Origin of the sequence: Rickettsia endosymbiont of Seladonia tumulorum (assembly GCF_964030815.1) — a bacterium.
Lineage (GTDB): Bacteria > Pseudomonadota > Alphaproteobacteria > Rickettsiales > Rickettsiaceae > Rickettsia.
This window is the reverse complement of the sequence record NZ_OZ034963.1, coordinates 715,536-741,318: the sequence shown is the minus strand read 5'-3', so window position 1 is coordinate 741,318 and position 25,783 is coordinate 715,536. Positions and strand designations below refer to the sequence as shown.

Sequence of the window (25,783 nt, the reverse complement as noted above, 5' to 3'; positions counted from 1 at the left end):
ATTTAAGTACTATTGATGACTTAAAAGATTTTATAATTCATAAAGAAGATATAAAAAATTTATTTGTTGAACTTGAAGAAAAAGATAAGGTAATTATTAATGAAAATTCTAAAAAGTTAAATAAACAAGAATTAGAAGATAAAGTACTAACAGCTTTATCAACTATGCAAAGCCTACGTTCTGAAAAAGACAATTTTCCTCAACTTGAAAATTACAAGTCTATAGAAGATATTTTATCGAAAGAATTAGCCGAAGAAAAAAGAATCCCTAGTATAATAAATAACCTTAAAGAATTATTACAAGCTGATATAATAGAAATGCTAAAACAAAATCAAAATTATAAAGAGTTTAAAGAAAAAGTAAATAATATTATAAATACAGACAGTAAAAAAGAACTTCCATTATTAAAACAAAAATTAAGAGATTTAGAAGAGTGGTGTGATAAAAATATAAATACTGATAAAACTCATATATTGAGAAATTTTGGCAAGGTAGTAAAACATGCAATACTAGCTATTTTAAATGCAGGTAATAAAAAAACCTTTGAGCGAGAAAAAAAGAAATGTTATAAAGCATACTCCTTCTGATTCCATTAGGTTTATACCGAATAAAAACCATATGTCTAGGGAACAAGATAAGAGTAAATAAAAATTATAAATTAATGAAATGAAACAAAAAATTTATAAATTAAAATCAAATACATTATCTCGTTTTTTAATTGGAATAGCATGTAGAAATCAAAATGATTCGATTGCTGGTCTATTTGTAAATACTGATCCATATGATTCGATAATGTGTCGTGAAACTGAATTTCAAGCAAAAAAAATTGAACTATTAATCAATCAAGGTTATGAAAATGAAATATTAAAAATAGCTAATGTTTATCAGCAAAAACAAAATCTATCAATATTTCAATCTGTTCAAGAAATAGTAAAATATATAAAAAGCTTGAAAGAAGATGAAGCCTCAAAATTTACAAGAATAAGTGGTCTAGATAAATTAAGTCCTAAAGGTTGGCATGAAGGAGAAAAGCATAATATAATGGCTAACATTCAAAGAGATTTTATTAAAAATGGAGGCAAAAGAGGCAAAGAATATGCAATTACAGCACTTGCATTATATAATTTAGAAATAGCAATAATTGAAAGTAGCAAGACTGATAGTTACTGGGGTGTAAAAGCAGAATATGTTAGTAAAATAGGAAAAGGAGCAAATGAATTAGGAACAATTCATACTATAATAGGCAAAGAATTAAAAGAAGCAGCTAAAGATATTAGTACAGGAAAATTTATATATAATGGAATAGAATTAGATTTAAAGCTAGTAGAAAAAAGACAAAAAGAAATTGAGAAAGCAAGATCAGATGAAAAACTAAATATAATGAATATTAAATATAACCATGATAAATTCAATACCATTGAAATTTTCCCAATAAAAAAGTATAGAAATAGAACTCAACAACAAACTCAATATTATAATACAAATTCCACTTCTTTAGCACCCAATTATACTTCTAAAAATAAAGCACATATACGATAACAATAGTCAAAAATTATTATATTAGATTATTTTAAACTTTGAGCATAAACCAATAGATTTAAACTTTTGCTATTTCTATTAGCTGATTTGTAAAAAAATAGTTAAATATTTTATAGTAAAAATATCGCACCACAAAAAGAAATTTTTATATTTTAATAAAATAGATTTGAAAACTATAAACTATTAGTAGTTATATTTTAATATGGTTAAATTTATTTAGGATATTTATTATGGGTATAATACAAGATATAACAAACATATTTAAAACAAAACCTAAAAAGGAGCAAGATAAAGCAGCTGTAGATAGACGAGAAAAACAAGATGCTCTACATAAGGCTTTTAGTGATATTCAACAACAGAGATTACATGGCATAATTTCCACACTTAAGGAACTATCAACGAATGAAGAAATAAAAGCTAATTTAAAGCAAACTAGACATCATAAAGAATTTGAAGAAAAAGTAACTGATATTATTGAAACTTACAACAGGAAATTAGATCATATAGATCCTAGTATAAAAGAATCTCAAAAATTAACTGTTTTGCCTATAGTAGAAGCAAAGCTAAAAGAACTAGATAAATGGTGTGAAGAACCTACAAAAACAGATAAAACTCTTATTTGGAAAAATATTGGTAATGTTATAAAGCACAGTTTAAAAGCTATCAAAAATATAGGTAATAAAGGATATACTGACGAAATTGAGAAAGTGCGTTATTATATGAAAGCAGTAAAAAATGCTAAACAAAATACCAAAGAAGCTAAAGAAGAAGTACGAGGTGCTACCAAACCTTTAACAGCTAAATCTACAACAAAAAAACTTCTAGAAAGTAAGCTCCAACCTAAAAAAACTAAGTCTAAAAGCAAAACTAAACAAAGAGGTTAGTAAAAACTTTTTGGGTCGATATCTATTTTTATATGACAAAAAGAAGGGATTTTAATCAGCTCTAACCAAAATTTTAAATATTTTTGCAGATTAAATTTTTTATCAGCAATAATAAGTATTCGAAAGCGATATTTACCAGCAAGTTTTGACATTAACGAGCTTGCTGGTCCTAAAATTTTCACCTGTGCTTCTGGAGCAATTCGTACCATGTTCTTAGCAACCTCTAAAATTTTATGCTCATTTGTGCCGGATAAAATTACTGATGCCATTTTTGAGAATGGCGGCATATCGGCAGCTTTCCGTACTTCCAATTCATTGACAAAAAAGTTATCTTCCCGCTCATCTTTAATATAACTAAAAATAATATTATCAGGATAATAGCTTTGTAAATATACCATACCTTTAGAATTTCCACGCCCTGCTCTACCCCCTACTTGATGAAGCAACTGAAAAGCCCTCTCACTTGATCTAAGATCAGCATGATTACTCCCAAGATCGGCATCGACTACTCCAACTAAAGTAAGATTTGGAAAATGATAACCTTTTGTTATCATTTGCGTTCCTATTAATATATCAATTTCTAGATTTTCCATTTGATGTAGAAGCTGAGCTATTTTTTCTGGATTTTTAACATGATCCTTACTTATCACAGCAATTTTACTATTTGGAAAAAGTGTTTTTGCCTCTTCCTCTATCCTTTCTATTCCAGGTCCGCAAATAGCTAGAGATTCATCTTCTAAGCATTCAGGGCAAGAGTTAAAAATCTTACTTTGATAACCACAATGATGACATTCAAGCTTTTTAGAGTTTTTATGCACTACCATCCAACTAGAGCAATATTTACAAGTAAATCTATGACCGCAAGATTTACATAGCATTAAAGGGGCATAGCCTCTTCTATTAAGGAATAAAAGCGTTTGCTCTTTATTTTCTAGATTATTCTTGATGGCTTTTATTAGAATATTAGACAAGTAACAATTTTTAGGTAGCTCTTCCTTTGTCATGTCAATCATTTCAATATTCGGTAAAACAGCGTTTTTATATCTACTACTTAAGTTAATTAAACTATATTTTCCTATATTGGCATTATACATTGTCTCAATAGAGGGCGTTGCCGAACATAAAACTATTTGTGCTTTATCAAACGTACTTCTAACTATAGCAGTATCTCTTGCATTATATAACACACCATCATCTTGCTTATAAGAATCGTCATGCTCTTCATCAATAACTATTAACCCAAGGTTTTTAAAAGGCAAAAACAAGCTACTCCTAGCCCCAATTACTATCTTAACTTTATCCTCTAATATACCTCTTAAAATCATTTTCTTTTGAGCTTTTGTAACGCTCGAATTCCATATTATAGGATCAAACCCAAAACGCTCCTTAAAACGATTAATAATTTGCGTGCTTAGTGCTATTTCTGGAAGCATCACAAGTGCTCGCTTACCTTTTGCTAAATATTCTGCTATTAGATGAAAATAAACTTCTGTTTTACCTGAACCAGTAACACCTTTAATAAGAATTGGTTTATTACTATTGTTTAACATTTGTAACGCCTGTTTTTGCTCTTCTGATAAATCAGGCAACGTAAAATTATTATTTATTTTCTGTTCTTTAACTTTAATTGGCTTTTCGGCTATATCTACTGGTAATACTAATTTAGCTATGCTACCAAGCTCAGCCATGTAGTAATTACTCATCCATTTAATTAAGTCTAAAACTTCTGAAGTTATAGTTAAATTTAGTGGTACTTTTTCTTTTATGGTTTTTAGCTTCTTTACTTCAGGAATATTAGCAAATTCCCATACTATGCCGGTTAATTCCTTATTTCTAAAAGGCACTATAACAAGATCACCTATATTTAATGATAAATCTTCAGGGATTAAGTAATCTAGAGGAAATAATTTTACTGCTGGTAATAATATCTTCGCTATTTGCATATATAATTTGTTTTATATAATTTTTTTTATTATATACTAAACTAATAAATTATAAAAACATCGATGAAAAAAATTATCATAGCAATTTCTGGAGCTTCAGGGGCAATATATGGTATTCGTTTACTTGAAGTATTAAAAGAACAGAATATCGAGACTCATCTAATTATTTCAGATGGAGCCGCTCTTACTATAAAAGCTGAAACTGAATATTCTATAGAAAAAGTAAAAGCTCTTGCAAATTATCATTATAGTAATAAAGCTATAGGAGCTGCTATTGCAAGCGGTTCGTTTAAAACTTCTGGCATGATAATAGCACCATGCAGTATGAGGACTTTGGCTAGCGTTGCTCATGCAATGGAAGATAATTTAATTACCAGAGCAGCAGGAGTAGTATTAAAGGATAAAAGAAAGCTCGTTTTAATGACTCGCGAAACACCTTTGCATACAGGACATATAAAGAATATGTTAAAAGTAGCAAATTATGGCGGAATTATAGCACCACCAATGCCAGCTTTTTATAGCAAACCTAAAGAAATAGATGATATAGTAAACCACTCTATCGCTAGAGTCTTAGACCTTTTCGATATCGAAACTAATCTGATTAAAAGATGGAGTGGGCTGTGAATAATAAAAAATCAATTTTGTTATTAAAATCTGCACTAAAAAAAGCTCGAAATACTATTAATAAATACTATTCTCAAGAAGAAAGTTTAGTAGATAAATTAATTACTGAACGCAGAAATGAAGCAAAAAATGAAGAATATAAAACATCTAGTTTGTAATAATATCATGCTTTCTATGTCATTCCCGCGTGTCATTGTTGCGTAAACCGAGAATCGTCTGAGCTAAGCGACTGCAAGGAGCATGGCAATCTAGAAAAAATAATAAAAAATGCTAATTTATAGCATTTTTTAACTGGATTGCTTCGTCAAAACTTACAGTTTTTCCTCGCAATGACGGAAAAATTGAGCTATGCAACAACGCCGCTTTTAGCTAAGATGACGTAGAATTCCTAATATAAAATAACAATTTCTTATAACAATTCAATTATTAAAAAAACAACAATGGCACGTAATAAAACAAACAACGATAAAAATATAGCTAACGATGAAGCAAATACTGTATTAGCAAGAGTTTTACCTTCAAATACTCAGGCAGAACAGATGCTTATTGGGGCAATTTTAACCAATAATGAATTGCTAAACTATGTATCAGAATTTTTACGCAGTGAGCATTTTTTTGAACTTATTCACCAAAAAATCTATAACGGAATTGAAGTAATTACCGAAAAAGGTTTAATCGCTACCCCTATAACATTACGTAGTATGCTAGCAAATGATGAGCTTTTTGCTGAAATGGAGGGAGCTGAATATTTAGCAAAATTAGTCACTATGTCAATGATGGTAATTAATCCTATTGACTATGGTAAAATAATATATGATTTAGCAATAAAACGTTATTTAATAAATATCGGTGAAGAAGTAGTAAACGACGCATATAATTCTTCTTTAGAGTTTGAAGCAAAAGAACAAATTGAACGAGCCGAATCTAAGCTTTATGATTTAGCTAGTGAAGGGATAAATGAAAAAAGCTTTACCAAAATTGCTATACCTATTTCAGAGTCGATTGCCAGCATAAATAGAGCAATGAAAAATAACGATCATGTGATAGGTATATCTACTGGCTTAATTGATTTAGATAGTAAACTGTTTGGTTTTCATAATTCTGATCTTGTAATTCTTGCAGGACGTCCTGCGATGGGTAAAACAGCCTTTGCTTTAAATTTAGCTTTAAATGCTTGCAATAATATGCTTATTAAAAATAAGCGTGATAATCAAGAAGTACAATCTGTGGGATTTTTCTCTCTAGAAATGTCCTCCGAGCAGCTTACAACACGTTTGCTTTCAATAAGTGCAGGAATTGACTCTACTACTCTTCGTACGGGAATGATTAATGAAGCAAATTATAATCGTCTTCGCAAAGAAGCCATAGCTTTATCAGAATTATCATTTTTTATTGACGATACTCCTGCCTTAACTATTTCAGCTATAAGAACACGTGCTAGAAGAATGAAACGCAAGCATAATTTAGGTATATTATTTGTCGATTATTTACAGTTAATTAGAGGTGTAAGTAAATCCGATAATAGGGTTAATGAAGTTTCAGAAATCACCCAAGGTTTAAAAGCCATAGCCAAAGAATTAAATATTCCTGTCATTGCATTATCTCAGCTATCAAGAGCCGTAGAGCTTCGGGAGGATAAAAGACCTATGCTATCCGATCTTAGAGAATCAGGAAGTATTGAACAAGATGCCGATATAGTTATGTTTATTTACCGAGAAGAATATTATCTAAGCAGAAAAGAGCCTGCAGCAAGCGACCCTAAACATGCTGAAAAATATGCTGAATGGCAAGATAATATGAGTAAAGCACATAATATTACCGATATTATAATTGCAAAACACCGTAGCGGTCCTGTTGGAAATGTTCAACTTTTCTATGACAGTCAATATTCTAAATTTGTTAATCTAGAAACAAAATATCCAGTGCATCCGAGATAATAGTTGTATAAAACTCAGGGTTATCTAGTGCTTGACCGAGCTATATATACTGCTAATAAATGAAGAGTTGGATAGACGAAGTTTTATTTGGAAAAGAGCAAGGCGGCTTGAAGCTGATAACCGCAGCGTATACTTAATACGTGAGGATTATCAGCAAAAGACAACGTAGCCAATTTTTCAAATAAAACGAGTATACTTATAAAATACCAATAATCGTATTAGTAAGTTCATATCCCATAATAAATATTCCGATAATTACTGATATAACAATTAAATATTTCTTTTTTAGTTCAGGATAATAAAAATTTTTTATTTTTGCTTTATATAATAAGTAAGCAGGCAATAAAATTGCAATTATTACCAATATCATACCGGCGAACCAAAAGCATTAGGAATTAGTATTGTTACAATATAAGCTGGTAATATAGTAGTAGAAGCAGCTATTATATCACGAATCATTGAATTACACTGTAGGTTTGAAAAACTTACTTTAAGAGAATCACATAGACCTACACCTACACCAATTACTGAGGTAGCTATAGCTAAAGTAGAAATTATCCACACTAGCAATTGTACGGACTGCCATTTTGCTATACTGCTTAATTCTTTAACTAACTCTCCTACTTCAACATTGCCTACAACCATCTGTTGATAAAATACCGGATTTTCATGATGTATTACAGTAAGAACGCTACATGTCCAAATTATATATACTATTGCTGGAATTAAAGTACCAAATAAGAATGCTAATTTTAATGTTCTAGCATTTTTATTACAGTAATTAGTTAAAGTATGAAAAATTACTTGGAAACCAAAAGAAGTAAAAACTACAGGCGTTATTTCACTCCATACTAATATTTCTTTATACCTTGATGAAAATAATGGTAAATTGTACCATTTAATCATAGCAATAAGTCCTATAATTAAAATTGCTATTACTATAAGTATGCTAATAAATAACAAACGATTTATATAATCTATTAACTTTAACGGTAGCAATAATACTAAAATAGATATAACAGCATACCATGCTCCTATATAAACTATACTTATATCTAAGGATAATAAGTTTTGTATTATTGACGAACCTCCATATATAAAAACTGCCAGTAAAGCGTATGAAAGAATCTTAAGATTTACCATACCGATAATTTCAGCAATACGTCCTGAAAAATATCTTCCAAGTCTTCCTAATGCTAAACCTTTACCGGCTTGAAGGTTAAGTTCTAAATTAATTAAGGAAGTATAATACATTAGAAACCAAATTATAAACATTAATATTATACTAGGTATTAAACCTATTTTTGCTAATACCATAGGCAGGGCTATCATACCGCTACCTATACAAGTACCTGCAATTAATAAAATTGAACCGATAAGTTTTTCCATATTTTTAATTAAGGCTTATAATTAAGAAGAATTATATATAGACTAGTTGAAATTTAGAAGCAATAATATTCGCAAGAATAATAATGAGAAAAATAAAAAATTTTCATGGATGGCTTTTATAGTACTAAAACAAGCGAAGACTGCATAACAATCTCATAATTCAATACAAAAATTCCTAAGATTGCCTCGTTAATTACTACGTAATTTTCTTGCAATGACGATTTTGAAGACTAACTACGCATGACTCATTTTTTTATCACTATTTTTGGCTTAGGTTTTGCTTTTACTTTATTGTTATAAGCAAGTGTGACTTTAGGCTTGGCAGATGCTACGTTAAAGTGCTGATCTAATAATCCGATCATTTTCTGATCACGAGATCCAGCACTTCTACCGCCTGTAACAACTGCGATTAATGATTTACCGTTTCTTGAGGCAGTAGTAACTAAATTATAACCAGATGGATTAGTAAAACCTGTTTTTAGACCTTCAGCTCCTCGATAGTTTTTAGTAATATTATTATGTCCATTTCTTGTATTACCGCGAAATACAAAACTTGTTTTGGAAAATAACGGATAATATTTAGGATAGTTTTTCTTAATTGCTAAAGCAAGCTTAGCCATATCTCTTGCGGTGGTTTGCTGCAACGGGTCATGCAAGCCTGAAGCATTCTTGAAATAAGTATTTTTCATCCCAAGTTGTTTAGCTTTGACATTCATTGCATGAGCAAAAGCTTTTTCTGAGCCTTTAAGGTTTTCAGCAGCAACCACAGCAGCATCATTAGCAGAAGTTATAATTAACCCATTAATAGCATCTCTGACTGTTATAGTTTCGCCTGCTTTTAAACCTAGCTTACAAGGAGGCATTTTTGCCGCTTTTTCTGATACGGTTAGCTTTTTATTTAATGATAGTTTACCTGTCTCAATTGACTCAAACATTAAATATAGCGTCATTAATTTAGTTAAAGAGGCGGGATACATCCGAACTTGTGAATTATGAGCATGCAAAACCTCACCATTTTTTTCATTAAGTACTAAACTAGTTTGAACGGGAATAGGAACTTTAGAAGAATTTTTTACAGCCTTTTTTGCTTCACTTACTTGGGTAAGTAAAGAAATGATAACAAAAATGTAAGGCAATAAAATTTTTCTAAACATCTTATATAGATAAAATATTATTAGAGTTTGGTCAAGATGAAATTATAACTTTACCGTCATTGCGAGGAGATGCGTAGCAGAGGGCGGAGGCAATCTTATGAAGCAGCATAGAACCCCTGAGATTGCCACGCTCATTTAATTCGCATAGCTTATGACGCCAAAACTTACTATATATTAACCTTTTTATTAAGATACATTAATATAAATAAAGCAGGCAAGGCTAAAATGATAGTGAAGATGAAAAAGCCATTCCAGCCTAGCATATTTACAAGTTTACCAGCATAAATAGTGACAGTATTGTTACATAAACTGCTCGCAGCGGTAAAAAGTGCATATTGCGTTGCTAAGTATTTTTTATTACATAAATAGCTTATATATCCGACCAAAGCAGTAGTACCCATAGCGGCAGCAAAATTTTCTATTTACTGCTATTTCTGATTTAGTATAACCAAGTTCTATATAAAAAGGCGATGCAATAGATAAAAGCATCGAATCACCAAGTTTAAAAAATATTACAGCAAACAAAATAGTTATAGCAAATTCTCTTTTAAAAAAATCTTTAAAAGGACTAATTACTGTATGAATCCAAGAAGCGATAGAAGTAAATTTTATCTTCTCTCTTACTAATTCTTTTTCCTTTACTGTTATTATAAAAATAGTAGAGACGGCAAATATTATACCTATAACAAAGAAAGTTAATTGCCAGTTATCGTTAGTTATTTCAGCAAAATATAAAGCCCAGCCACCTGTAATCAACATACCAATTCTATAACCGAATACCGCTGTTGCACTAGCTATGCCTTGGGTTTCTTCTTCAAACTTATCAATACGAAGAGCATCAACAGCAATATCAAATGTGCTTGATAAAAACCCTAAAGCTATGGTTAGAAAATATAAAGCAGTTAAAGAAGCAGCAGGGTTTTCTCTTCCCATAACTATCAATACTAAAGCCATCAAACTGCTACATAATATGAGCCAACCTTTTCTATGTCCCCATTTGCTTAAAAAAGGCACTTTAAAATTATCAATCAGAGGAGACCAAAATACTTTTAAGGAATAAGATAATTTCGCTATTCCAAAAGTAGTGATAACAGCAATATCCACACCTGACTCTTTTAACCAAACCGAAATAGTAGTAAAAATTACAGCCAGCGGCATCCCACTAACTATTCCTAAGATTAATATTTCGAATAAGCGGTAGTCTTTAAATATTCTGGTGATAAGCATGTTAGTTGTTTTTATTTATGGTTAGTACAGTAGTGTCATACCGCGGCTTGACCGCGGTATCTATTTATTATAAACTGTGTCCTGAGATCCCGCTACAAGCTCACGGAATAACATTAGAAACAGTTTCTTCCCTCAGCTCTTTATTATACAAAGCATAATATTCACCCTTATTATCAAGCAGCTGCTTGTGGTTTCCTTGTTCACAAACCGCACCGTTTTTCATCACAATTATATTATCAAGGTCAGTAATGCTACTTAAGCGATGGGTAATAATTAAAGTAGTTTTTCCTTTGCGTAATTTCTTTAGAGATTCTAGAATTTTCTGCTCAGAAGATTGATCTAAGCTGCTTGTTGCTTCATCCCAAATTAGAATAGGTGCATCTTTTAAGAAAGCTCTGGCAATCGATAAACGTTGACGCTGACCCCCTGAAAGAGTTGTCCCTTGCACACCTATTTGTGTATCATAACCATTTGGTAGCTGCATGATAAACTCATGTGCATCAGCATATTGTGCTGCCTTAATTATTTCTTCCTGTGTAGCATTAGGTTGACTATATGCTATATTCTCGGCAACGCTAGTATCAAATAAATGCGTATCTTGTGTAACTAAAGCAATTTGGCTGCGTAGAGAAGTAAGCTTAATATCTTTAATATCATGAGTATTAATTAAAATTCTTCCTTCTGTGGGATCATAAAAACGTGCTAATAAATTGCTGAGTGAAGTTTTACCACTACCAGAACGCCCAACAAACGTAATCATTTTATTAGGTTTTAACTTTAAATCTATATGTTTTATAGCTACCTTACTTTCAAAACTTAAAGCTAATTTCTCAAAAGTAATTTGTGCATCAGATAAATCGATTTCCTTAGAATTACTATGATCTTTAATTAAAGGTTCGGTATCTAAAACACTAAACACCCTTTTAGCTGCTGCAATCCCCTCTTGTAGGTTAATATTCAATGATACTAAACTTTTAAATGGTCTATAAGCTGCAGCAAAAGAAGCTAAAAAAGCAAATAATGCACCTGGAGTAGTCTTTCCATCAAGTACCAAACTACCTCCATACCATACCATACCACCAACTGCAAGACCGCTTAACCCCTCCATAATAGGTGAAACTAACGCATCTAATTTAGATGTTTTTTTATAATATTCTAAAATATTGTTAATAATCAATGCTGCTCTTTTACTTTCTATTTTTTCGCCGACAAAAGATTTAATAATTTTAATTGATTGAAAGGCTTCATCAAGTTTAGAGGTATAATGCCCAAGCTCCTCTTGTGATCGTGCAAATATTCTCCTTATCCTTCTACCCATCTTTTGTACCGGATAAACAGCAAGCGGAAAAACAAGGAAAACCACACAAGATAATAGCGGTTCTAAATTAAACATCGTTATTATTAAACATACTACAGTTAGAAAATGTTTAGCACATCCGACGAGTAAATTAGAAACAGCACCACGCATTAAAGAAATATCGTTAGTAAAGCGGGATATAAGACGCCCTGAAGATTGCTTTTGAATAAAAGAAATATCGGCAAATAACAAATGCTCATACATTTTTATCTGCAAATCGTTTAATACTCTCTGCCCGACAAATTTTATTAGATAATTCTGATAATATTCCGAAATTCCTTTGACAAAGAAAGTTACGATAAGCACTATCGGCATTATAACAAGCATTCTTCTATCATGCGTTAAAAAAATCTTATCAATAATAGGTCTAACCGCATGTACTATAATTGCCGTACAAATTGCTGCGACAGCCATACAAAATATTGCTACATATATCTTAGTTGCATAAGGTTTAATATGATTTTTTATCAACCTTTTAATTATATAAAAAGCTTGGTAGTCATTATCTAAATTATTGTTCATTGTCGTTAAAAATATTAAATTGGTAAGTAGAGCTAGTTGGCAGTGGAATTTTTAAATGCTCAAAAGCAGCAGCTGTTATCACCCTGCCCCGTGGTGTTCTTTGTAGTAAACCTATCTGTATTAGATAAGGCTCTATGGTTTCCTCAAGTGCATCACGCTGCTCGGAAAGAGCGGCGGCAATTGTCTTAATCCCGACAGGTCCACCATTATAATTATCTGCTATAAATTTGAGATAACGATAATCATTGCTATCAAGCCCAATAATATCAACCTCCAAGCGGTTTAAACCAAAATTAGCTATTTCTTTATCTATTTCTAACTGATTGTTAACCGCCGCGAAATCTCTTATACGGCGTAGCAACCTTAAGGCGATTCTTGGCGTTCCTCTACTTCTTCTTGCTATTTCTTCTGAACCTGAATCAGTCAAATCAATATCAAGCAATTTACTTGCTCTGTTTAAAACCTTTTTCAGCTCTTCGGTATTATAGAAATTCAAACGCATAGGAATACCAAACCTATCACGCAAGGGGTTACTAAGCAAACCAAGACGGGTAGTAGCACCTATAAGCGTAAATTGTGGTAGGTTTATTTTTACCGATCTTGCAGCAGGACCTTCTCCAATAATTATATCAAGCTCAAAATCTTCCATAGCCGGATATAAAACCTCTTCAACCGAAGTATTTAAACGATGAATCTCATCAATAAATAATACATCATTTTTTTCAAGGTTGGTGAGAATAGCAGCTAAATCTGCTGCTTTAAGTATGGCAGGACCGGAAGTAGATTTGAAATTACCACCTATCTCATTAGAAATAATCTTGGCAAGCGTAGTCTTACCAAGCCCAGGCGGACCGTAAAATAAAGTATGATCAAGATGCTCGCCACGTGATTTAGCTGCCCTAATAAATACAGAAAGGTTTTCCTTAATCTGTTGCTGTCCAACAAATTCTTGCAAATATGACGGTCTTAGCGGCAACTCTTGATCATTCTGATTTTTTTCAGGAGATAATATATTAGTCATATTTTAAATATATATAATGACTAATAATAGCGGAAAAATAGTTTTTTGCTATATCTTAATTTATAAATTTTAGCCTAAAACAGTCCATTCTTCTTCTGTCGACGAATCTTCAGCTAGAAATACCCAGTCTATACTTATTGGATGAATGAATACTATATCTGAAAATTTTAGATACGAGGCTATATGTCCTATTACCTCTACAGGAAAATAGCCTGTTCCTGAATTTTTTGCGACACCGATCATTTCAAAAAAATGTTCTTTAATACATTTATCTGCATTTTGGGTTATATTATCTAAATCACTATAGCTTATTCTTAATTCTTCTAAATAATCTTTAATATTTAGGTTATGATATAATTGTAAATATTTATAAGTTTTATTATCAGGCAAAATTTTTTTACTTGTATAAAAATCTTTTAATACAGGTATTATTTCCTTTGCTGCCTCTTTTGCTATTTCTTTTGATATTTCACTATTTTCTTCAATTGAACAATTAATAATATTTTTGCCACTCTTCATCGAGGCTAGCAATTTTGCTGTTGATTCTTCACTTGTTTTTCCACATAAAGTAAAACTTAAAGATATAATTTCATTATTTCTTTCTAAAAAAGAAGCTATAGCTTCTACTCCTACACCATCAAAATAAGTGTCCGACATATCTAAAGTATAAATAGGATAATTTTTGGAAATTTTTTCTTTTATTATTGGAAGTAGTTTTATTATCTCTTCTTGACCAAATAAAATATTTAATATAAGCGAATTAACATTACTAGTCTCAAGAAAACAAGTGATTTTGGGTATTAATGATAAATCGAAAAAAAAATTTATAAAATTTAAATGAGGAAGATATAAAACTTTTAAATTAGGTTTGCAACAAATAATATCTATAAAGGAAAAAAATTGTACGGGGGCTACTCTAGCATTACCTAAATTAATTTCTTGAAGAGAATTATTTACTTTAAAAGCTTCTAAAAGAATTCCAAACTTTTCGTAACCTATATAATCTACAAACTCACTATCTATGTTAATGCCGGTAATATGACACTGAGGATTCTTTAAAAATTCAGCCAGTAATTCCGGACATTTATTAATTGCAAATAAACCTATAAATACTAAATTTTTAATTTCAGCATCTTTTAAGATATTAAATAAACTAATTAAATTATCTTCTGAACCCCAAACACTATGTTGATAATTTAAATATAAAGTAGAAGAATCATAATCCAATGCTTCAAGAATTTCAGTAGCATTTATATTACTCAGAAAAATTTTTAGCTTTGACATATTATATATTAACTAATCAACTAAAAATTACTGTTATGATTCTTTAGTGCGGTTCTGATTAATTCATCGATAGAGATTTCAGGATTTTTGGTAATAATTTCTTGTACGGTATTTTGTGCTTCAAATCTTGAGAATCCCATATTTATTAAAGCTTTTATCACGTCACTACTTGCTACCGGCGTGATGCCCTTAATTCCAATAACAGCAGATGAGCTTGATATTTTTGCCACTTTATCGCTCAATTCACGTACTATACGTTCGGCTAGTTTAGCTCCCACTCCTGAGATTGCTTTAAAAATATTCTTGTCTTCATTATTAATAGCAATTTGTATATCAGTAGGCGTAAGGGCTGACAAAATAGACAAAGCCATCCTTGTGCCTATACCATTTACGGATTGCAGCAAGTTAAAAAAGCTTTGTTCTTCTAAACTCAAAAAACCATATAAATGAATGTGATCTTCTCTAACATGAGTCTCGATAAATAGTTTATAAGACTCTCCTTCTGAAAGTTTGCTTAAAGTTTTAGCGGAAGCAAAAACTCGATACCCCACCCCGTTTACATCAATTATGACGTAATCATCATAGCTTGAGTCGATTCTACCGCTTAATTTACCAATCATATTATTTTTTCTTACTATATATTAAAACTAACGTTGGTAAAGCGGTAATAATAGCAGCTAAAATATAATGAATAACAAGTGGTCTATCCACCATATGACACTGCCCATCATCTGGAATCGTCTGAGCCAAAACCATATAGGCAACTATTATTGTTACTGCTATATATAGAAAAGCAAAAAATAAGTATTTCATAAATTTTTTCATATTGATCCTTTATAAATAATATTACACCGAGTATACCTTAGATATTTTATCGACAAATTACATTATAATAGTATCATATGATACTATCATGGTATAGAAAGAAATATATTTTATGTCCAATTCAGCTTTTTTGATTGCGTTTTTTGTATCTATAATTCGTTACTACGATTATGCATTATTTGGCTTATCAGCTCACATTTTAGCACAAAATTTTTTACCTAGAAGTACGCATGAAATACAGCTACTTGGCTTTTTTGCACTACTTAGTGCGGCTGTTGTGATCCGTCCTTTAGGCTCTATAATTTTCGGCTTTATCGGTGATAGATACGGACGCACTAAATCCATCAAAATATCAATGTTTATCAGCAGCATTTCTACCTTGCTAATCGCTGTTACCCCTTCCTTTGATAAAATAGGTATTCTTGCTACAATTATGCTTACATTTTGTCGGATGATTTTCCTTGCAAGTTTAGCTGGCGAAGTTGACGGCATAAAAGTTTATGTGGCAGAAAAAACAAAAAATAACCGAAAAAATTTAGGGCTAGGAGTAGTTGCAAGCTGCACTCAAATAGGAGCATTACTTGCTGCTATGGCTTATTATTGTGCGACTAACCTTAATATTTATTATTTGTGGCGAATTAATTTCCTGATCGGTGCTATATTTGGATTATTTGCTATTTTAATGAGAGATTATTTCAAAGAAAGCAACGAATTTTTACATCATAAAAATAAACAATCTGATAATATTCCTATCTTTCAATCTCTAAAAAACTCTAAAAAGTCTTTTATTTTGGCACTACTAATAAATGGTACAATCGGCGGTATATACCATTTTTTAGTATATTTCTTGGGAGTATTTTTAGCAAAAATAGCTTTTATAAACCCTATAGAAACTGAGTTTATGAACATAAGCCTAATTATTACTTACGGGATAGCGGCTATTTTCGCAGGAATGCTTGCTGATAAAATAAATCCTTTAAAACAAATTATATTTGCCTTGCTACTTAGTCTTGTCACAGCTTTTACTATGCAAACTTTATTATATCAGCAAATATTTACTGTTATATGTCCTATTATACTAATTGGGCTTGCCGCATTTTACGCTGTTCCGCTACAAATTATCGTCCAGTCTTTATTTAAAACAGCTGTTAGAATGAGGCTTTATAGCTTATCTCACTCACTTGGTGGTATTATATTATCCTCAAGCACGCCTTTCTTCAGTATGCTACTATGGCAAAACTTTAAATCATTATGGGTAACATTTAGCTTCTTTACTTTCCTACTTATAATACTAACCGGTGCGGTGTTAGCTTTACGCAAAACTATTACACTCTAAAGGATTTGCCGCAACCGCAATCGTTTTTTCTAGAAAATTACTATAGTTATGGATGTGCTATAATTGTTAGAATGGTAATATTATCTTTTTTAGGTCCATAGTGCCAAAAAATCCTATAAGCCGCAGGAGTATTATTCTCAGCATAAGCTTCAAATATTTCTTCTCCGTTATCGCCTTTAGTAGATTTATATTTATGAGTATTTAAATGACGCGGATTTGTTTGTAAATATGCTAATGTTTTTCTTACTGCTTTTAAACGCTTTTCTAAACTTTTATTATTTTCAAGTTCTTCCAAATCTTTACTAGCCTGAATAGTAAAAAGAATTTTAAAGGTCATCATTTAAATATTTACTGAAGTCTTCTATATATTTTACTTGCCCCTTAGCTGACTCTTTAATCCCATTATTTAGCTGTTCTAAAGCTTTTTTATTATTAAATAGCCAACTTTCTTTTAAAGGGATTTCGGTATAGGGCTCTAAAATAATTTGTCCCTTTTTACTATTAATAATAACATGGAAGCTACTTACTCCTTTAGCGAGTTTACCAAGTGTTATCCTTCCTTTCGTATCAGGCTTTAATATACATGCTTGTGTCATATAAATTAATATTCTTTTTTATAACTTATATAATAATACATAGTGGGTAATTAATCAAGTGGGATTATACGCTAAAAGACTTACCGCAACCACAATTAGCTTTTTCGTTAGGATTGGTAAAAGTGAATTGGGATTTGAATTTAGTTTCTACATAATCCATTTCAGAGCCTAATATATACATCAATGCTTTTGGATCGATTAGGATTCGCACGCCTTTTTCTTCAACTACCTCATCAAATTGGTTTTTATTATCGGCATATTCAACATAATAAGTTTGACCAGCACAACCGCCTGACTTAACCCCTACTCTAATTCCATATGTAGGTTTATTACGTTTTTCTATCAGCAATTGCACTTGTTTTGCAGCCGAATCAGTTAATGAAATAACGTTTTTCTTCATGTTCTAGGAGTCTTTTTTATTTTCTTTTTTAAGCTTGTAATCAGCTATAGCTGCTTTTATAGCATCTTCAGCAAGAAGTGAACAATGAAGTTTTACCGGTGGCAATGATAATTCTTTTGCAATTTCAGTGTTTTTAATCTCTTCAGCATCGTCTATTGATCTACCTTTTACCCATTCTGTTACTAAAGAACTTGAGGCAATAGCTGAACCACAGCCAAATGTTTTAAATTTTGCATCCGTAATAATGCCGTTATCGTCAACCTCGATTTGTAACTTCATCACGTCACCGCATGCTGGAGCTCCGACTAAGCCCGTACCGACATTTTTTTTCTCTTTATCAAGCGATCCGACATTACGAGGATTCTCATAATGATCTATTACTTTTTTGCTATAAGCCATTGTTATTCTCTAAAATTTTGTTTTAATTGTTTCAACGTCATTGCGAGGAAAAACTACAAGTTTTGACGAAGCAATCTTAGGATATTTGACAAGATTGCCGCGTCGCTTCGCTCCTCGCAATGACGATTTTCAATGCACAGCCCATTTAATTTTCTTTAGATCAATCCCCTCTTGCATTATTTCCCAAAGCGGGCTTAAGTCCCGTAGCTTATTGATTTTTGAGCATATTAACTTTACTGCATAATCTATTTCCTGCTCAGTAGTGAATCTACCTATGCCAAATCTAATCGAAGTATGAGCAAGTTCCTCATCAACTCCCATAGAACGTAACACGTAAGATGGTTCAAGCGAGGCTGAAGTACAAGCCGAACCAGAAGAAACAGCTAAATCTTTAATAGCAAGGATAATTGATTCTCCCTCGACACCTGCAAAGCTTAAATTCAAGTTGCCTTTATATCTTTGATCTTTATCACCATTTAGGTAAACTTCCGAAATTTGACTATTTATAGCACCTAAAAACTTATCAAATAAGTGATTTACATGCTTAGTATCTTTTTCCATCTCATTATAAGCGATATTAGCAGCCGTGCCAAGCCCTACTATTAGTGGGGTTGGCAGCGTACCGGAACGCATACCACGCTCTTGACCACCACCATTTATTAGCGGAGTAATACGCACACGAGGTTTTTTTCTAACATACAAAGCACCTATGCCTTTTGGACCATAAATTTTATGCCCTGAGATACTTGCAAGGTCAATATTGCACTCATTAACATCAATTGGAACTTTACCAAACCCTTGAGCAATATCAGAATGAAAGAAAATACCTTTCTCACGACAAATTTTTCCAATTTCCTTTAAGGGCTGAATCACACCTATTTCGTTATTCACCGCCATAACTGATACAAGCATAGTCTGATCGGTTATAGCATTTTTTAAAACCTCTAAATCGATTATTCCGTTAGGTTTGATTGGTAAGTAGGTGACTTTTACCACTTCCTGCTCTAAATGCCTGCAAGCATCAAGGACGCATTTATGTTCACTAACTACTGTAATAATATGGTTCTTTTTATTGCCATAGAATTTTGCTATACCTTTTATAGCAAGGTTATTGGACTCAGTCGCACCGGATGTAAAGATTATTTCCTTAGCCTCAGCCCCTATTAGCTTTGCAATATTACCTCTTGCCTCTTCTACAGCGTTTTCAGCTTCCCAACCAAAAGAATGACTACGTGAATGAGGATTGCCAAATTTGGTAGTAAAATATGGCAACATCGCTTCCATCACACGTGGATCTAGCGGGGTCGTTGCCTGATAATCCATATATATCGGCAGGATTAAATTGTTTAATTGTGTGTTCATATAATTGTGAGTATTAAAAATTTGTTTTTTATTTTTGTGTCATACCGTGGCGGCATTGCCAGCGTGGATCGGTTTTTCTGTCATTGCGAGAAGAATTACATAGTAATTCGACGAAGCAATCCAGTTAAAAAATGCTAATTTATAGCATTTTTTATTATTTTTTCTGGATTGCCGCGCTCACTTCATTCGCTCGCAATGACGGTTTAATGACATCCATATATCTCTCTAAAAGCCATCATAAATGCCTTTATATCATAAATTGTATTATTATGCCCAAACGATACCCTAATAGATGATTTTACTTCTTCTTCATCTAGCCCCATATTAGTTAGCACATGCGATTTAGATATTTTACCTGATGAGCAAGCAGAGCCAGAACTAACACAAATATAACGCAAATCAAAACCGATCAGTTTTGTCTGAGCGTCTGTACCTGGCACAGTAAACAAGGTAGTATTAGGTAATCTCTTTGCGTTTTCGCTAATAATATTTACGCCTTGATACTTCTTTAGTTTTTTCTCTAAAACTTCTTGTAAGCTTTTGAGTTTTACATGGTTCTCTACGATATTTTCTTTCATTAATTCAGCTGCTAAGCCGAATCCTGCAATTGCTAAAACATTTTCAGTGCCTGAACGTACTGACTTTTCCTGTCCACCTCCTATAATTATTGGAGTAAGCGGAAAGCGAGAAGTAGAGATTAAAGCAGCACCACCTAGTCCACCTCCTATTTTATGCCCTGAAATTGTAGCAAAATCTAACCCTAACTCTTTGATATTTGTTGGTATTTTACCAAAACTTTGTACTAAATCGCTATGAAATTTTGTCTCATATTTTTTAGCCATTTCACTTATTTTAGCTATATCTTGTAGCACTCCGCTTTCATTATTAGCCATCATTACAGAAACTAACTTCTTAGAAGCCATACTTTGGGCTAATAGCTTCTCCAAATGTTCAAGATCAACTACCCCTTGCTTATCAACTCTAATAATTTTAATATTCGGAGCATGCTTTATATGGTTATAGATCGATAAATGTTCAATAGCAGAAATGAAAATATCACCATCATAAAAATTTTTCATTATTAAATTATTACTTTCAGTTCCTGAAGAAGTAAAAGTAATATCATATTCTCTAGATGATATTACTAAAGCTGCTGCTATTTGAGAGCGTGCTGTTTCTATAATATTCTTAGCAAACCTACCTGAGCTATGAGCAGATGAAGAATTAAGCTCCTTATCCATCAAGCTTATTACATATTCCTTAACCTTTGGTGCAATAGAAGTAGTAGAGTTATGATCTAAATATATCATATATTTAAATTCAGGTTTAAAGCATCTTTAACCGAAATATTTTCAAAATAATTTCTAATGTGCTTACCAAGCCCTTTCCATAATTTATGCGAATTACATTTTATTGTACTCGAGGCACAATTTTTTATCGACTTTTTATAACAGCCGGTCATTATGAAGTTCTCATTTACAGCATCCATAATATTAGAAATTTTTATTTCTTCTAATTTTCCTATTAAAATATATCCTCCGTTTGGTCCTCTAATAGCCTTAACTAAATTGGCTTTTTTAAGTTTAGAAAATATTTGCTCTAAATAATTAAGTGATATATTTTGTTTTAAAGAAATTTCATTCAAAGTTATAGGCTCATCACCTACATTTGAAGCCATCTCTAATATCGCCATTACGGCATACCTACCTTTTGTCGTTAGCATCATGGGATTATTTACCAATAAATATTGGCATTACAATAGAATGTCCTAGTAAATTAGTCAAGTATTATATAGATATTATTATCTTTGTTTTTCTTGCGTATTTTTATTATGTATAATAGGAGTATTGGAGGGAGGACTTAATTTATGACTAGTGCTTATAACTATTTGTTCAGTTAAATTTGAAGTCATATTCTTTGCTTCAGCTAAAGTATTTGAATGAAAATTATTTTTAAATTCAGCTTTTAAATTATCTTTTAATTCGTTATTGAAAATCTCTTTTGGGAGATAAATCCCACCAGTAGCAAGACCAGCCCACGTATATTTAGATTTAGCGTTTAAAGTATTTGCAATATTGTTTATCAGCTTTTCTTGATTTTTAGGTTTTGAAAAATGATCTACAATGTTTGGATTTTCTTTAATATGCTCAGAAATTACTTGTTTTAAGGTCTGATTAATCATATGAAAATCTTCTCCCCTATTATCCCCTTTATCAAATAGCTTTTGTGAAACTTGTTCACTTAGCATATTTGCTAATAGTCCTGCCTTTATATCTTGTTTATTTACTAAATTTTCATATAAAGAATTTAGAACTTGCAAAGGAGAATTTGTATAATCTGAAGCATGTTTGTATTGATTTGTTTTAGGGGTAGAAACATCGCCTACACTACTAATAGGTTTTGAACTTAATTTTTCTACAATATAATTCTCAAATTCCGGATTTTCTTTACATAATGTTTTTACTTCGTTGGCAAATTCTTTTTTATTAGGCAAGTTTTGCTTACTTTCTGATTTGGCTTGTAAAAATATTTTATCAACTGCTTGATCAATAAGAATATTTTTGTCTGTAATTTTATCTTCTACCGGTTGTGTTACACCACTAAACATATTTGTTACTGCTTGAGTTACATAGTCTAACCCTACCTTAACTCCTACTTTTGCGAATATTCCTTTATTATCATTTAAATATTGCTGAATTTCAGGACTATCTTTAGTTAAAGTAAATAGCTCTTTTGCAATTCCCGTATAGTCACCTTTAATAAAACTACCAAAAACTTTTTGTAATGACTCAGGCTTATCAAGCAATAAAGGCATCACTTTGCTAAGCTTTACAACATCTTCGGTTTGTAGACCATAATTTTCAAGCTGTTTTTTAATATCACCGCTACCTTTTGCATCTACTTCAACTATACCTTTGAATAAATTATCAAATAAGCCATCTTTACTTTGTTGCACTAACGTATCTTTTAACTTAAATGATGGATCATTAAGAGCTGAGATTAAACTATTTGTCACGCTCATATAATCGCCTTTATTTACATCTGACATAATATCATGTGCCATTTCAGGCTTTGACATCATTTCCCCGACTATATTAAGCATTTGCTTATCAAAATTATAGTCTTTGGTCATTTTTTGCAAATCAGGATTATTTTCAATAATGCCTAAAGCTGCATTTGGTAAAAATTCTTTATTATTGGCAAAAAAATCTCTTAATTCTTTATTGTCTTTAGTCATTTCTAAAGTTTTTTCAATAGCTATCATTACTCCTTGATTTGGATCATTAAGAGTATCAAACACTTCTTTCATTTTGGGGATTTGGTTTAGCAAACTAGGTAGAGTACTTAAAACTTCGGGGTCAATTCTATAACTCTCAAAATACTCTTTTAATTCAGGTTTAGCTTGCTGTTTAGCATCTGCTACAAAGCTATTTAGTACTGTCTGTTTTTCAGGACTTAGCTTATTAAATTCCTTTAAAGAAGTGAAGCTATCTATATTTTCAGCAACTTCTTGCTTTAAAGCAGGATTTTTATCAAAGATTTTTTGCACTTCTGCATAGCTTTGCTTACTTTCCGGTTTTTGTAATATATCATCAAAACTTTTGACATAATCGCTTGGTAATATTTCAGTTGCCCCGATTTTTATATAGCTTGTAATATCTTTTCCTTTTTCATTAAAAAACTTTTCGAAGTTTTTATCTTTAGTAAGCATATCTAAAGTGTTAGAAGTTACTTTGTTCCAATCAGGTTCTTCTTTCTTTACTTCAATTGCAACTTCTTTGAGCTGATGAAGCACATTATCATTTTTAAAACTTTCTTTTAATATATCCAAACCTTTCTGATCTAAGAAATTACCTTCTTGAAATTCTTTAAATCCAGCTTTAGCAAAGTATTTGCCCTATTTTAGGTAAATTACTGGCATTCTTTTTTAAAAACTCCCATATTGGTTTTTCCTCGAGAAGTGATTTTTGAAATTCCAGATCAAGATACGTATCAGAAGATCTTGCAAGTTTAACAAGGTTATAAGTATTTACAGGATTAGTTAAAGCAAATTTTGCTCCAAGTAAGATTGTTTTAAAACTTAACCCATTTGAAGAGGATAAATCTTTAATTGCACTATTAACTAACTTGTTAGCCTTAGAGGAAGATAAAGTTTTTTCTAAACTTTTCCGTAACTTATCGCTACGCTTGGATGTATCTGCTGTTGCCATATAAATAATTATTCTTTATTAAAATAAATTACTAATGTCTATTAAATATAGTCAATTGCACGCTAAAAACAATAGAAAAGTTTACATTTAAACTTTTGATCTTTATTATATGACATCTAAATTACAATTAATGCTAGAAATAAAATGATTATTATACCAATATTAAGTTTTCTTGGCTTTTCATGCTTTTTCTCAAAATATTTCAAAGTAAAATTAAACCATGCGATACCTATAACAATTAGCATATTAATCACGATTCTATATTGCTGTGCTATACTAAATCTGTTAATGGCTGCTACCTATTTACTTTACTTCATCGGTATATTATTAGTATACTCGTTTTATTTGAAAAATTGGCATAAATTTTCTTATGAATCTCTCTTTTTTACTTTATTGATCCTTGCTTTTTTTCTCTATACCAGAGAAGCATCACTGCACGCTTATGATGATTTTTCTCATTGGGGAATATTTACTAAAGAACTATTATATTCAGGAGTTTTTGAAAACCAAACTTCACTTACCTCTATTATTTCTACGCATGCACATTATCCAAGAGGTGCCGCTGTTTATCATTACTTTATGTTAATGCTTTCAGGTTATTCCGATGGAAATGTGCTATTTGCTCATTTCTTACTACATTTAATGTTCTTAGCTCCTTTAGCCTCCAATAAGAAAATTTTGCAAACCGGTTTACTATTTTCTGCTATACTTTGTGCGGTAGTATTATATACAACAGGGCTTCGCTCTATATATAATGATAGTACTATAGGGCTAATGTTCGGGGCTATTCTTGCTATTTATATCCTTGAAGAAGATAAGAAAAAAGCTTTAAAGCTCATTATACCTATCGCTATATTACTTCCTTTATTTAGAGAAATTGGAGCGTGGCTAGCAAGTTTCGCTTCTATAATTCTTATATTACACTATACAGTTTTTGATAAAAAACCTAAAACATCACATGATTATATTACCTATGTAATTTTATTAACTTTACCAATATTGTACAATCTTATCTTGATGGATTATTTTAGGAATACTCACGATTTCTTAGATAGAAAAGAGCATAGTTTTAGTAATTTAATATATATTGTAGAAAATTTTAATGAACAGCATAAATTATTATTACTAAATTATGGTAAGTTTCTTTTAAAATTTTTAGTAAAAGAAGGAAGTTTAGTTGTATATACTATTTGTTTTATTGCTTGGTATGGAATTCGTAAATATAAACCGAAACTGTTAGCAGAATATAAATTTTTTCTAATAGCTACATTTATTTGCGGTATAATTTTTGCTTTATGGCGACTATATCTATATTTCTTTACTTTTAGCTATGAAGAAGCAATTAGAGGAGCCTCGTTACTTCGATATCTTGGTTGTTACGTTCTAGGCATAGGTATGATTGCTGCTGCATATGTAAAAAGTAGTATTTTCTTAAATGAAAAACAGAGTAGAAAAGAATTATTTGTTCTTATATTATTATTATCTGTTTTTTCATTTTCAGTAGTAAAAAATATTCTAAGAATCAAGCACTTAAGTTTAGAACAAAAGAATTTCATAGAGCAAACAACAAATATTAAAAAATTGCTAGAACAAAGAAATGAAGTTACATTTAATTTTAGTAATAAAAAAGATAATCTACAATGTCATATATTGAATTATAATTTAGCACCATATTTAAATAAAAAACATTTATAAGAATGTTTACAAACTCCTAAAGGAGCGGTTATAGATATAGAAAGAGAAAATATATATATACCTTTTTTATAAATATCC

The 25,783-nt window shown here is 31.2% G+C and carries 23 protein-coding genes and 3 pseudogenes; 8 read left to right on the top strand and 18 right to left on the bottom strand.

What is annotated here, in order from left to right; translation table 11 throughout:
* Positions 1–164 precede the first annotated feature (164 nt).
* The 3 genes from AAHF54_RS03685 to AAHF54_RS03675 all read left to right on the top strand — a co-directional run bounded on the left by AAHF54_RS03685 (position 165) and on the right by AAHF54_RS03675 (position 2,423).
* Positions 165–587 carry a hypothetical protein gene (locus AAHF54_RS03685; RefSeq protein ID WP_342170228.1) on the top strand — a complete coding sequence of 141 codons (423 nt, stop codon included), beginning with the start codon at positions 165–167 and terminating at the stop codon, positions 585–587.
* Between the two features lie 79 nt (positions 588–666).
* Positions 667–1,539 (top strand): hypothetical protein, encoded by an 873-nt coding sequence (locus AAHF54_RS03680; RefSeq protein ID WP_342170227.1) that lies wholly within the window; start codon positions 667–669, stop codon positions 1,537–1,539.
* A 230-nt stretch (positions 1,540–1,769) separates the two neighbouring features.
* A complete protein-coding gene (locus AAHF54_RS03675; RefSeq protein WP_341787975.1) occupies positions 1,770–2,423 on the top strand; it encodes a hypothetical protein in 654 nt (217 codons plus the stop codon).
* Here the strand turns inward: AAHF54_RS03675 and AAHF54_RS03670 are convergent.
* On the bottom strand, positions 2,420–4,366 hold the full coding sequence (locus AAHF54_RS03670) for a primosomal protein N' (RefSeq protein WP_341787974.1): 1,947 nt from the start codon (positions 4,364–4,366) through the stop codon (positions 2,420–2,422). The two genes, AAHF54_RS03675 and AAHF54_RS03670, sit on opposite strands and share 4 nt — an antisense overlap.
* Before the next feature lie 63 nt (positions 4,367–4,429).
* On the opposite strand from AAHF54_RS03670, the gene AAHF54_RS03665 reads away from it, so the two are divergent.
* The 3 genes from AAHF54_RS03665 to AAHF54_RS03655 all read left to right on the top strand — a co-directional run bounded on the left by AAHF54_RS03665 (position 4,430) and on the right by AAHF54_RS03655 (position 6,927).
* Complete coding sequence (locus tag AAHF54_RS03665; protein ID WP_341789200.1) at positions 4,430–4,990, top strand: UbiX family flavin prenyltransferase; 561 nt, start codon at positions 4,430–4,432, stop codon at positions 4,988–4,990.
* Positions 4,991–5,007: 17 nt separating this feature from the next.
* On the top strand, positions 5,008–5,148 hold the full coding sequence (locus tag AAHF54_RS03660; RefSeq protein WP_341789272.1) for a hypothetical protein: 141 nt from the start codon (positions 5,008–5,010) through the stop codon (positions 5,146–5,148).
* Between the two features lie 282 nt (positions 5,149–5,430).
* Entirely contained in the window at positions 5,431–6,927 is a 1,497-nt protein-coding gene (locus AAHF54_RS03655) for a replicative DNA helicase (protein WP_341789199.1), read from the top strand.
* Positions 6,928–7,123: 196 nt separating this feature from the next.
* Here AAHF54_RS03655 and AAHF54_RS03650 read toward each other — a convergent pair whose 3' ends face one another.
* The 9 genes and pseudogenes from AAHF54_RS03650 to AAHF54_RS03610 form a co-directional block, all read right to left on the bottom strand.
* A complete protein-coding gene (locus tag AAHF54_RS03650; protein WP_341789198.1) occupies positions 7,124–7,297 on the bottom strand; it encodes a hypothetical protein in 174 nt (57 codons plus the stop codon).
* Positions 7,294–8,316: an aromatic amino acid transport family protein gene (locus tag AAHF54_RS03645; RefSeq protein WP_341789197.1), complete on the bottom strand. Its 1,023-nt coding sequence runs from the start codon at positions 8,314–8,316 to the stop codon at positions 7,294–7,296. Before AAHF54_RS03645 ends, AAHF54_RS03650 begins: the two co-directional genes overlap by 4 nt.
* A gap of 245 nt (positions 8,317–8,561) precedes the next feature.
* Positions 8,562–9,470 carry a D-alanyl-D-alanine carboxypeptidase family protein gene (locus AAHF54_RS03640; RefSeq protein WP_342170226.1) on the bottom strand — a complete coding sequence of 303 codons (909 nt, stop codon included), beginning with the start codon at positions 9,468–9,470 and terminating at the stop codon, positions 8,562–8,564.
* Positions 9,471–9,637: 167 nt separating this feature from the next.
* Positions 9,638–10,697: pseudogene (locus AAHF54_RS03635) on the bottom strand (MFS transporter).
* A 100-nt stretch (positions 10,698–10,797) separates the two neighbouring features.
* Entirely contained in the window at positions 10,798–12,576 is a 1,779-nt protein-coding gene (locus tag AAHF54_RS03630; RefSeq protein ID WP_342170224.1) for an ABC transporter ATP-binding protein, read from the bottom strand.
* Positions 12,566–13,597 carry a Holliday junction branch migration DNA helicase RuvB gene (gene ruvB, locus AAHF54_RS03625; protein ID WP_342170223.1) on the bottom strand — a complete coding sequence of 344 codons (1,032 nt, stop codon included), beginning with the start codon at positions 13,595–13,597 and terminating at the stop codon, positions 12,566–12,568. The genes AAHF54_RS03630 and ruvB overlap by 11 nt, the downstream gene beginning before the upstream one ends.
* A 69-nt stretch (positions 13,598–13,666) precedes the next feature.
* Positions 13,667–14,881 (bottom strand): hypothetical protein, encoded by a 1,215-nt coding sequence (locus AAHF54_RS03620; protein ID WP_341789192.1) that lies wholly within the window; start codon positions 14,879–14,881, stop codon positions 13,667–13,669.
* Positions 14,882–14,901: 20 nt separating this feature from the next.
* On the bottom strand, positions 14,902–15,501 hold the full coding sequence (ruvA, locus tag AAHF54_RS03615; RefSeq protein ID WP_342170222.1) for a Holliday junction branch migration protein RuvA: 600 nt from the start codon (positions 15,499–15,501) through the stop codon (positions 14,902–14,904).
* A gap of 1 nt (position 15,502) precedes the next feature.
* On the bottom strand, positions 15,503–15,706 hold the full coding sequence (locus tag AAHF54_RS03610; RefSeq protein ID WP_341789190.1) for a Holliday junction ATP-dependent DNA helicase RuvA: 204 nt from the start codon (positions 15,704–15,706) through the stop codon (positions 15,503–15,505).
* Between the two features lie 112 nt (positions 15,707–15,818).
* On the opposite strand from AAHF54_RS03610, the gene AAHF54_RS03605 reads away from it, so the two are divergent.
* Complete coding sequence (locus tag AAHF54_RS03605; protein ID WP_341789189.1) at positions 15,819–17,042, top strand: MFS transporter; 1,224 nt, start codon at positions 15,819–15,821, stop codon at positions 17,040–17,042.
* Positions 17,043–17,088: 46 nt separating this feature from the next.
* On the opposite strand, the gene AAHF54_RS03600 is transcribed toward AAHF54_RS03605, so the two are convergent.
* From AAHF54_RS03600 to AAHF54_RS03565, 8 genes and pseudogenes are all read right to left on the bottom strand, one after another.
* Positions 17,089–17,382: a hypothetical protein gene (locus AAHF54_RS03600; RefSeq protein WP_341795221.1), complete on the bottom strand. Its 294-nt coding sequence runs from the start codon at positions 17,380–17,382 to the stop codon at positions 17,089–17,091.
* Positions 17,369–17,638: a hypothetical protein gene (locus tag AAHF54_RS03595; RefSeq protein WP_341789188.1), complete on the bottom strand. Its 270-nt coding sequence runs from the start codon at positions 17,636–17,638 to the stop codon at positions 17,369–17,371. The genes AAHF54_RS03600 and AAHF54_RS03595 overlap by 14 nt, the downstream gene beginning before the upstream one ends.
* A 64-nt stretch (positions 17,639–17,702) precedes the next feature.
* The gene (locus AAHF54_RS03590) at positions 17,703–18,038 is read right to left on the bottom strand and encodes an iron-sulfur cluster assembly accessory protein (RefSeq protein ID WP_341789187.1); all 336 of its coding nucleotides are present in this window, start codon (positions 18,036–18,038) and stop codon (positions 17,703–17,705) included.
* Positions 18,039–18,041: 3 nt separating this feature from the next.
* Complete coding sequence (iscU, locus tag AAHF54_RS03585; protein ID WP_011477608.1) at positions 18,042–18,437, bottom strand: Fe-S cluster assembly scaffold IscU; 396 nt, start codon at positions 18,435–18,437, stop codon at positions 18,042–18,044.
* A gap of 129 nt (positions 18,438–18,566) precedes the next feature.
* Entirely contained in the window at positions 18,567–19,799 is a 1,233-nt protein-coding gene (locus AAHF54_RS03580; RefSeq protein WP_342170221.1) for an IscS subfamily cysteine desulfurase, read from the bottom strand.
* A gap of 203 nt (positions 19,800–20,002) precedes the next feature.
* Entirely contained in the window at positions 20,003–21,109 is a 1,107-nt protein-coding gene (locus AAHF54_RS03575) for a cysteine desulfurase family protein (protein ID WP_341794226.1), read from the bottom strand.
* The gene (locus tag AAHF54_RS03570; protein WP_341789184.1) at positions 21,106–21,525 is read right to left on the bottom strand and encodes an Rrf2 family transcriptional regulator; all 420 of its coding nucleotides are present in this window, start codon (positions 21,523–21,525) and stop codon (positions 21,106–21,108) included. Before AAHF54_RS03570 ends, AAHF54_RS03575 begins: the two co-directional genes overlap by 4 nt.
* Before the next feature lie 75 nt (positions 21,526–21,600).
* Positions 21,601–24,010 (bottom strand): annotated as a pseudogene (locus AAHF54_RS03565) (hypothetical protein).
* A 144-nt stretch (positions 24,011–24,154) separates the two neighbouring features.
* Between AAHF54_RS03565 and AAHF54_RS03560 the strand changes: the two are divergent.
* Positions 24,155–25,777, top strand: a pseudogene (locus AAHF54_RS03560) (hypothetical protein).
* Positions 25,778–25,783: the final 6 nt, after the last annotated feature.

Bases quoted from the DNA above. Each gene is read 5' to 3' on its own strand.
- AAHF54_RS03570 (WP_341789184.1), bottom strand. From the start codon at position 21,525: ATGATGCTAACGACAAAAGGTAGGTATGCCGTAATGGCGATATTAGAG.
- AAHF54_RS03590 (WP_341789187.1), bottom strand. From the start codon at position 18,038: ATGAAGAAAAACGTTATTTCATTAACTGATTCGGCTGCAAAACAAGTG.
- AAHF54_RS03595 (WP_341789188.1), bottom strand. From the start codon at position 17,638: ATGACACAAGCATGTATATTAAAGCCTGATACGAAAGGAAGGATAACA.
- AAHF54_RS03630 (WP_342170224.1), bottom strand. From the start codon at position 12,576: ATGAACAATAATTTAGATAATGACTACCAAGCTTTTTATATAATTAAA.
- AAHF54_RS03655 (WP_341789199.1), top strand. From the start codon at position 5,431: ATGGCACGTAATAAAACAAACAACGATAAAAATATAGCTAACGATGAA.
- AAHF54_RS03685 (WP_342170228.1), top strand. From the start codon at position 165: ATGCAAAGCCTACGTTCTGAAAAAGACAATTTTCCTCAACTTGAAAAT.
- AAHF54_RS03645 (WP_341789197.1), bottom strand. From the start codon at position 8,316: ATGGAAAAACTTATCGGTTCAATTTTATTAATTGCAGGTACTTGTATA.
- AAHF54_RS03665 (WP_341789200.1), top strand. From the start codon at position 4,430: ATGAAAAAAATTATCATAGCAATTTCTGGAGCTTCAGGGGCAATATAT.
- AAHF54_RS03575 (WP_341794226.1), bottom strand. From the start codon at position 21,109: ATGATATATTTAGATCATAACTCTACTACTTCTATTGCACCAAAGGTT.
- AAHF54_RS03670 (WP_341787974.1), bottom strand. From the start codon at position 4,366: ATGCAAATAGCGAAGATATTATTACCAGCAGTAAAATTATTTCCTCTA.
- AAHF54_RS03640 (WP_342170226.1), bottom strand. From the start codon at position 9,470: ATGTTTAGAAAAATTTTATTGCCTTACATTTTTGTTATCATTTCTTTA.
- AAHF54_RS03675 (WP_341787975.1), top strand. From the start codon at position 1,770: ATGGGTATAATACAAGATATAACAAACATATTTAAAACAAAACCTAAA.
- AAHF54_RS03620 (WP_341789192.1), bottom strand. From the start codon at position 14,881: ATGTCAAAGCTAAAAATTTTTCTGAGTAATATAAATGCTACTGAAATT.
- AAHF54_RS03680 (WP_342170227.1), top strand. From the start codon at position 667: ATGAAACAAAAAATTTATAAATTAAAATCAAATACATTATCTCGTTTT.
- ruvB (WP_342170223.1), bottom strand. From the start codon at position 13,597: ATGACTAATATATTATCTCCTGAAAAAAATCAGAATGATCAAGAGTTG.
- ruvA (WP_342170222.1), bottom strand. From the start codon at position 15,501: ATGATTGGTAAATTAAGCGGTAGAATCGACTCAAGCTATGATGATTAC.
- AAHF54_RS03650 (WP_341789198.1), bottom strand. From the start codon at position 7,297: ATGATATTGGTAATAATTGCAATTTTATTGCCTGCTTACTTATTATAT.
- AAHF54_RS03605 (WP_341789189.1), top strand. From the start codon at position 15,819: ATGTCCAATTCAGCTTTTTTGATTGCGTTTTTTGTATCTATAATTCGT.
- iscU (WP_011477608.1), bottom strand. From the start codon at position 18,437: ATGGCTTATAGCAAAAAAGTAATAGATCATTATGAGAATCCTCGTAAT.
- AAHF54_RS03610 (WP_341789190.1), bottom strand. From the start codon at position 15,706: ATGAAAAAATTTATGAAATACTTATTTTTTGCTTTTCTATATATAGCA.
- AAHF54_RS03600 (WP_341795221.1), bottom strand. From the start codon at position 17,382: ATGATGACCTTTAAAATTCTTTTTACTATTCAGGCTAGTAAAGATTTG.
- AAHF54_RS03580 (WP_342170221.1), bottom strand. From the start codon at position 19,799: ATGAACACACAATTAAACAATTTAATCCTGCCGATATATATGGATTAT.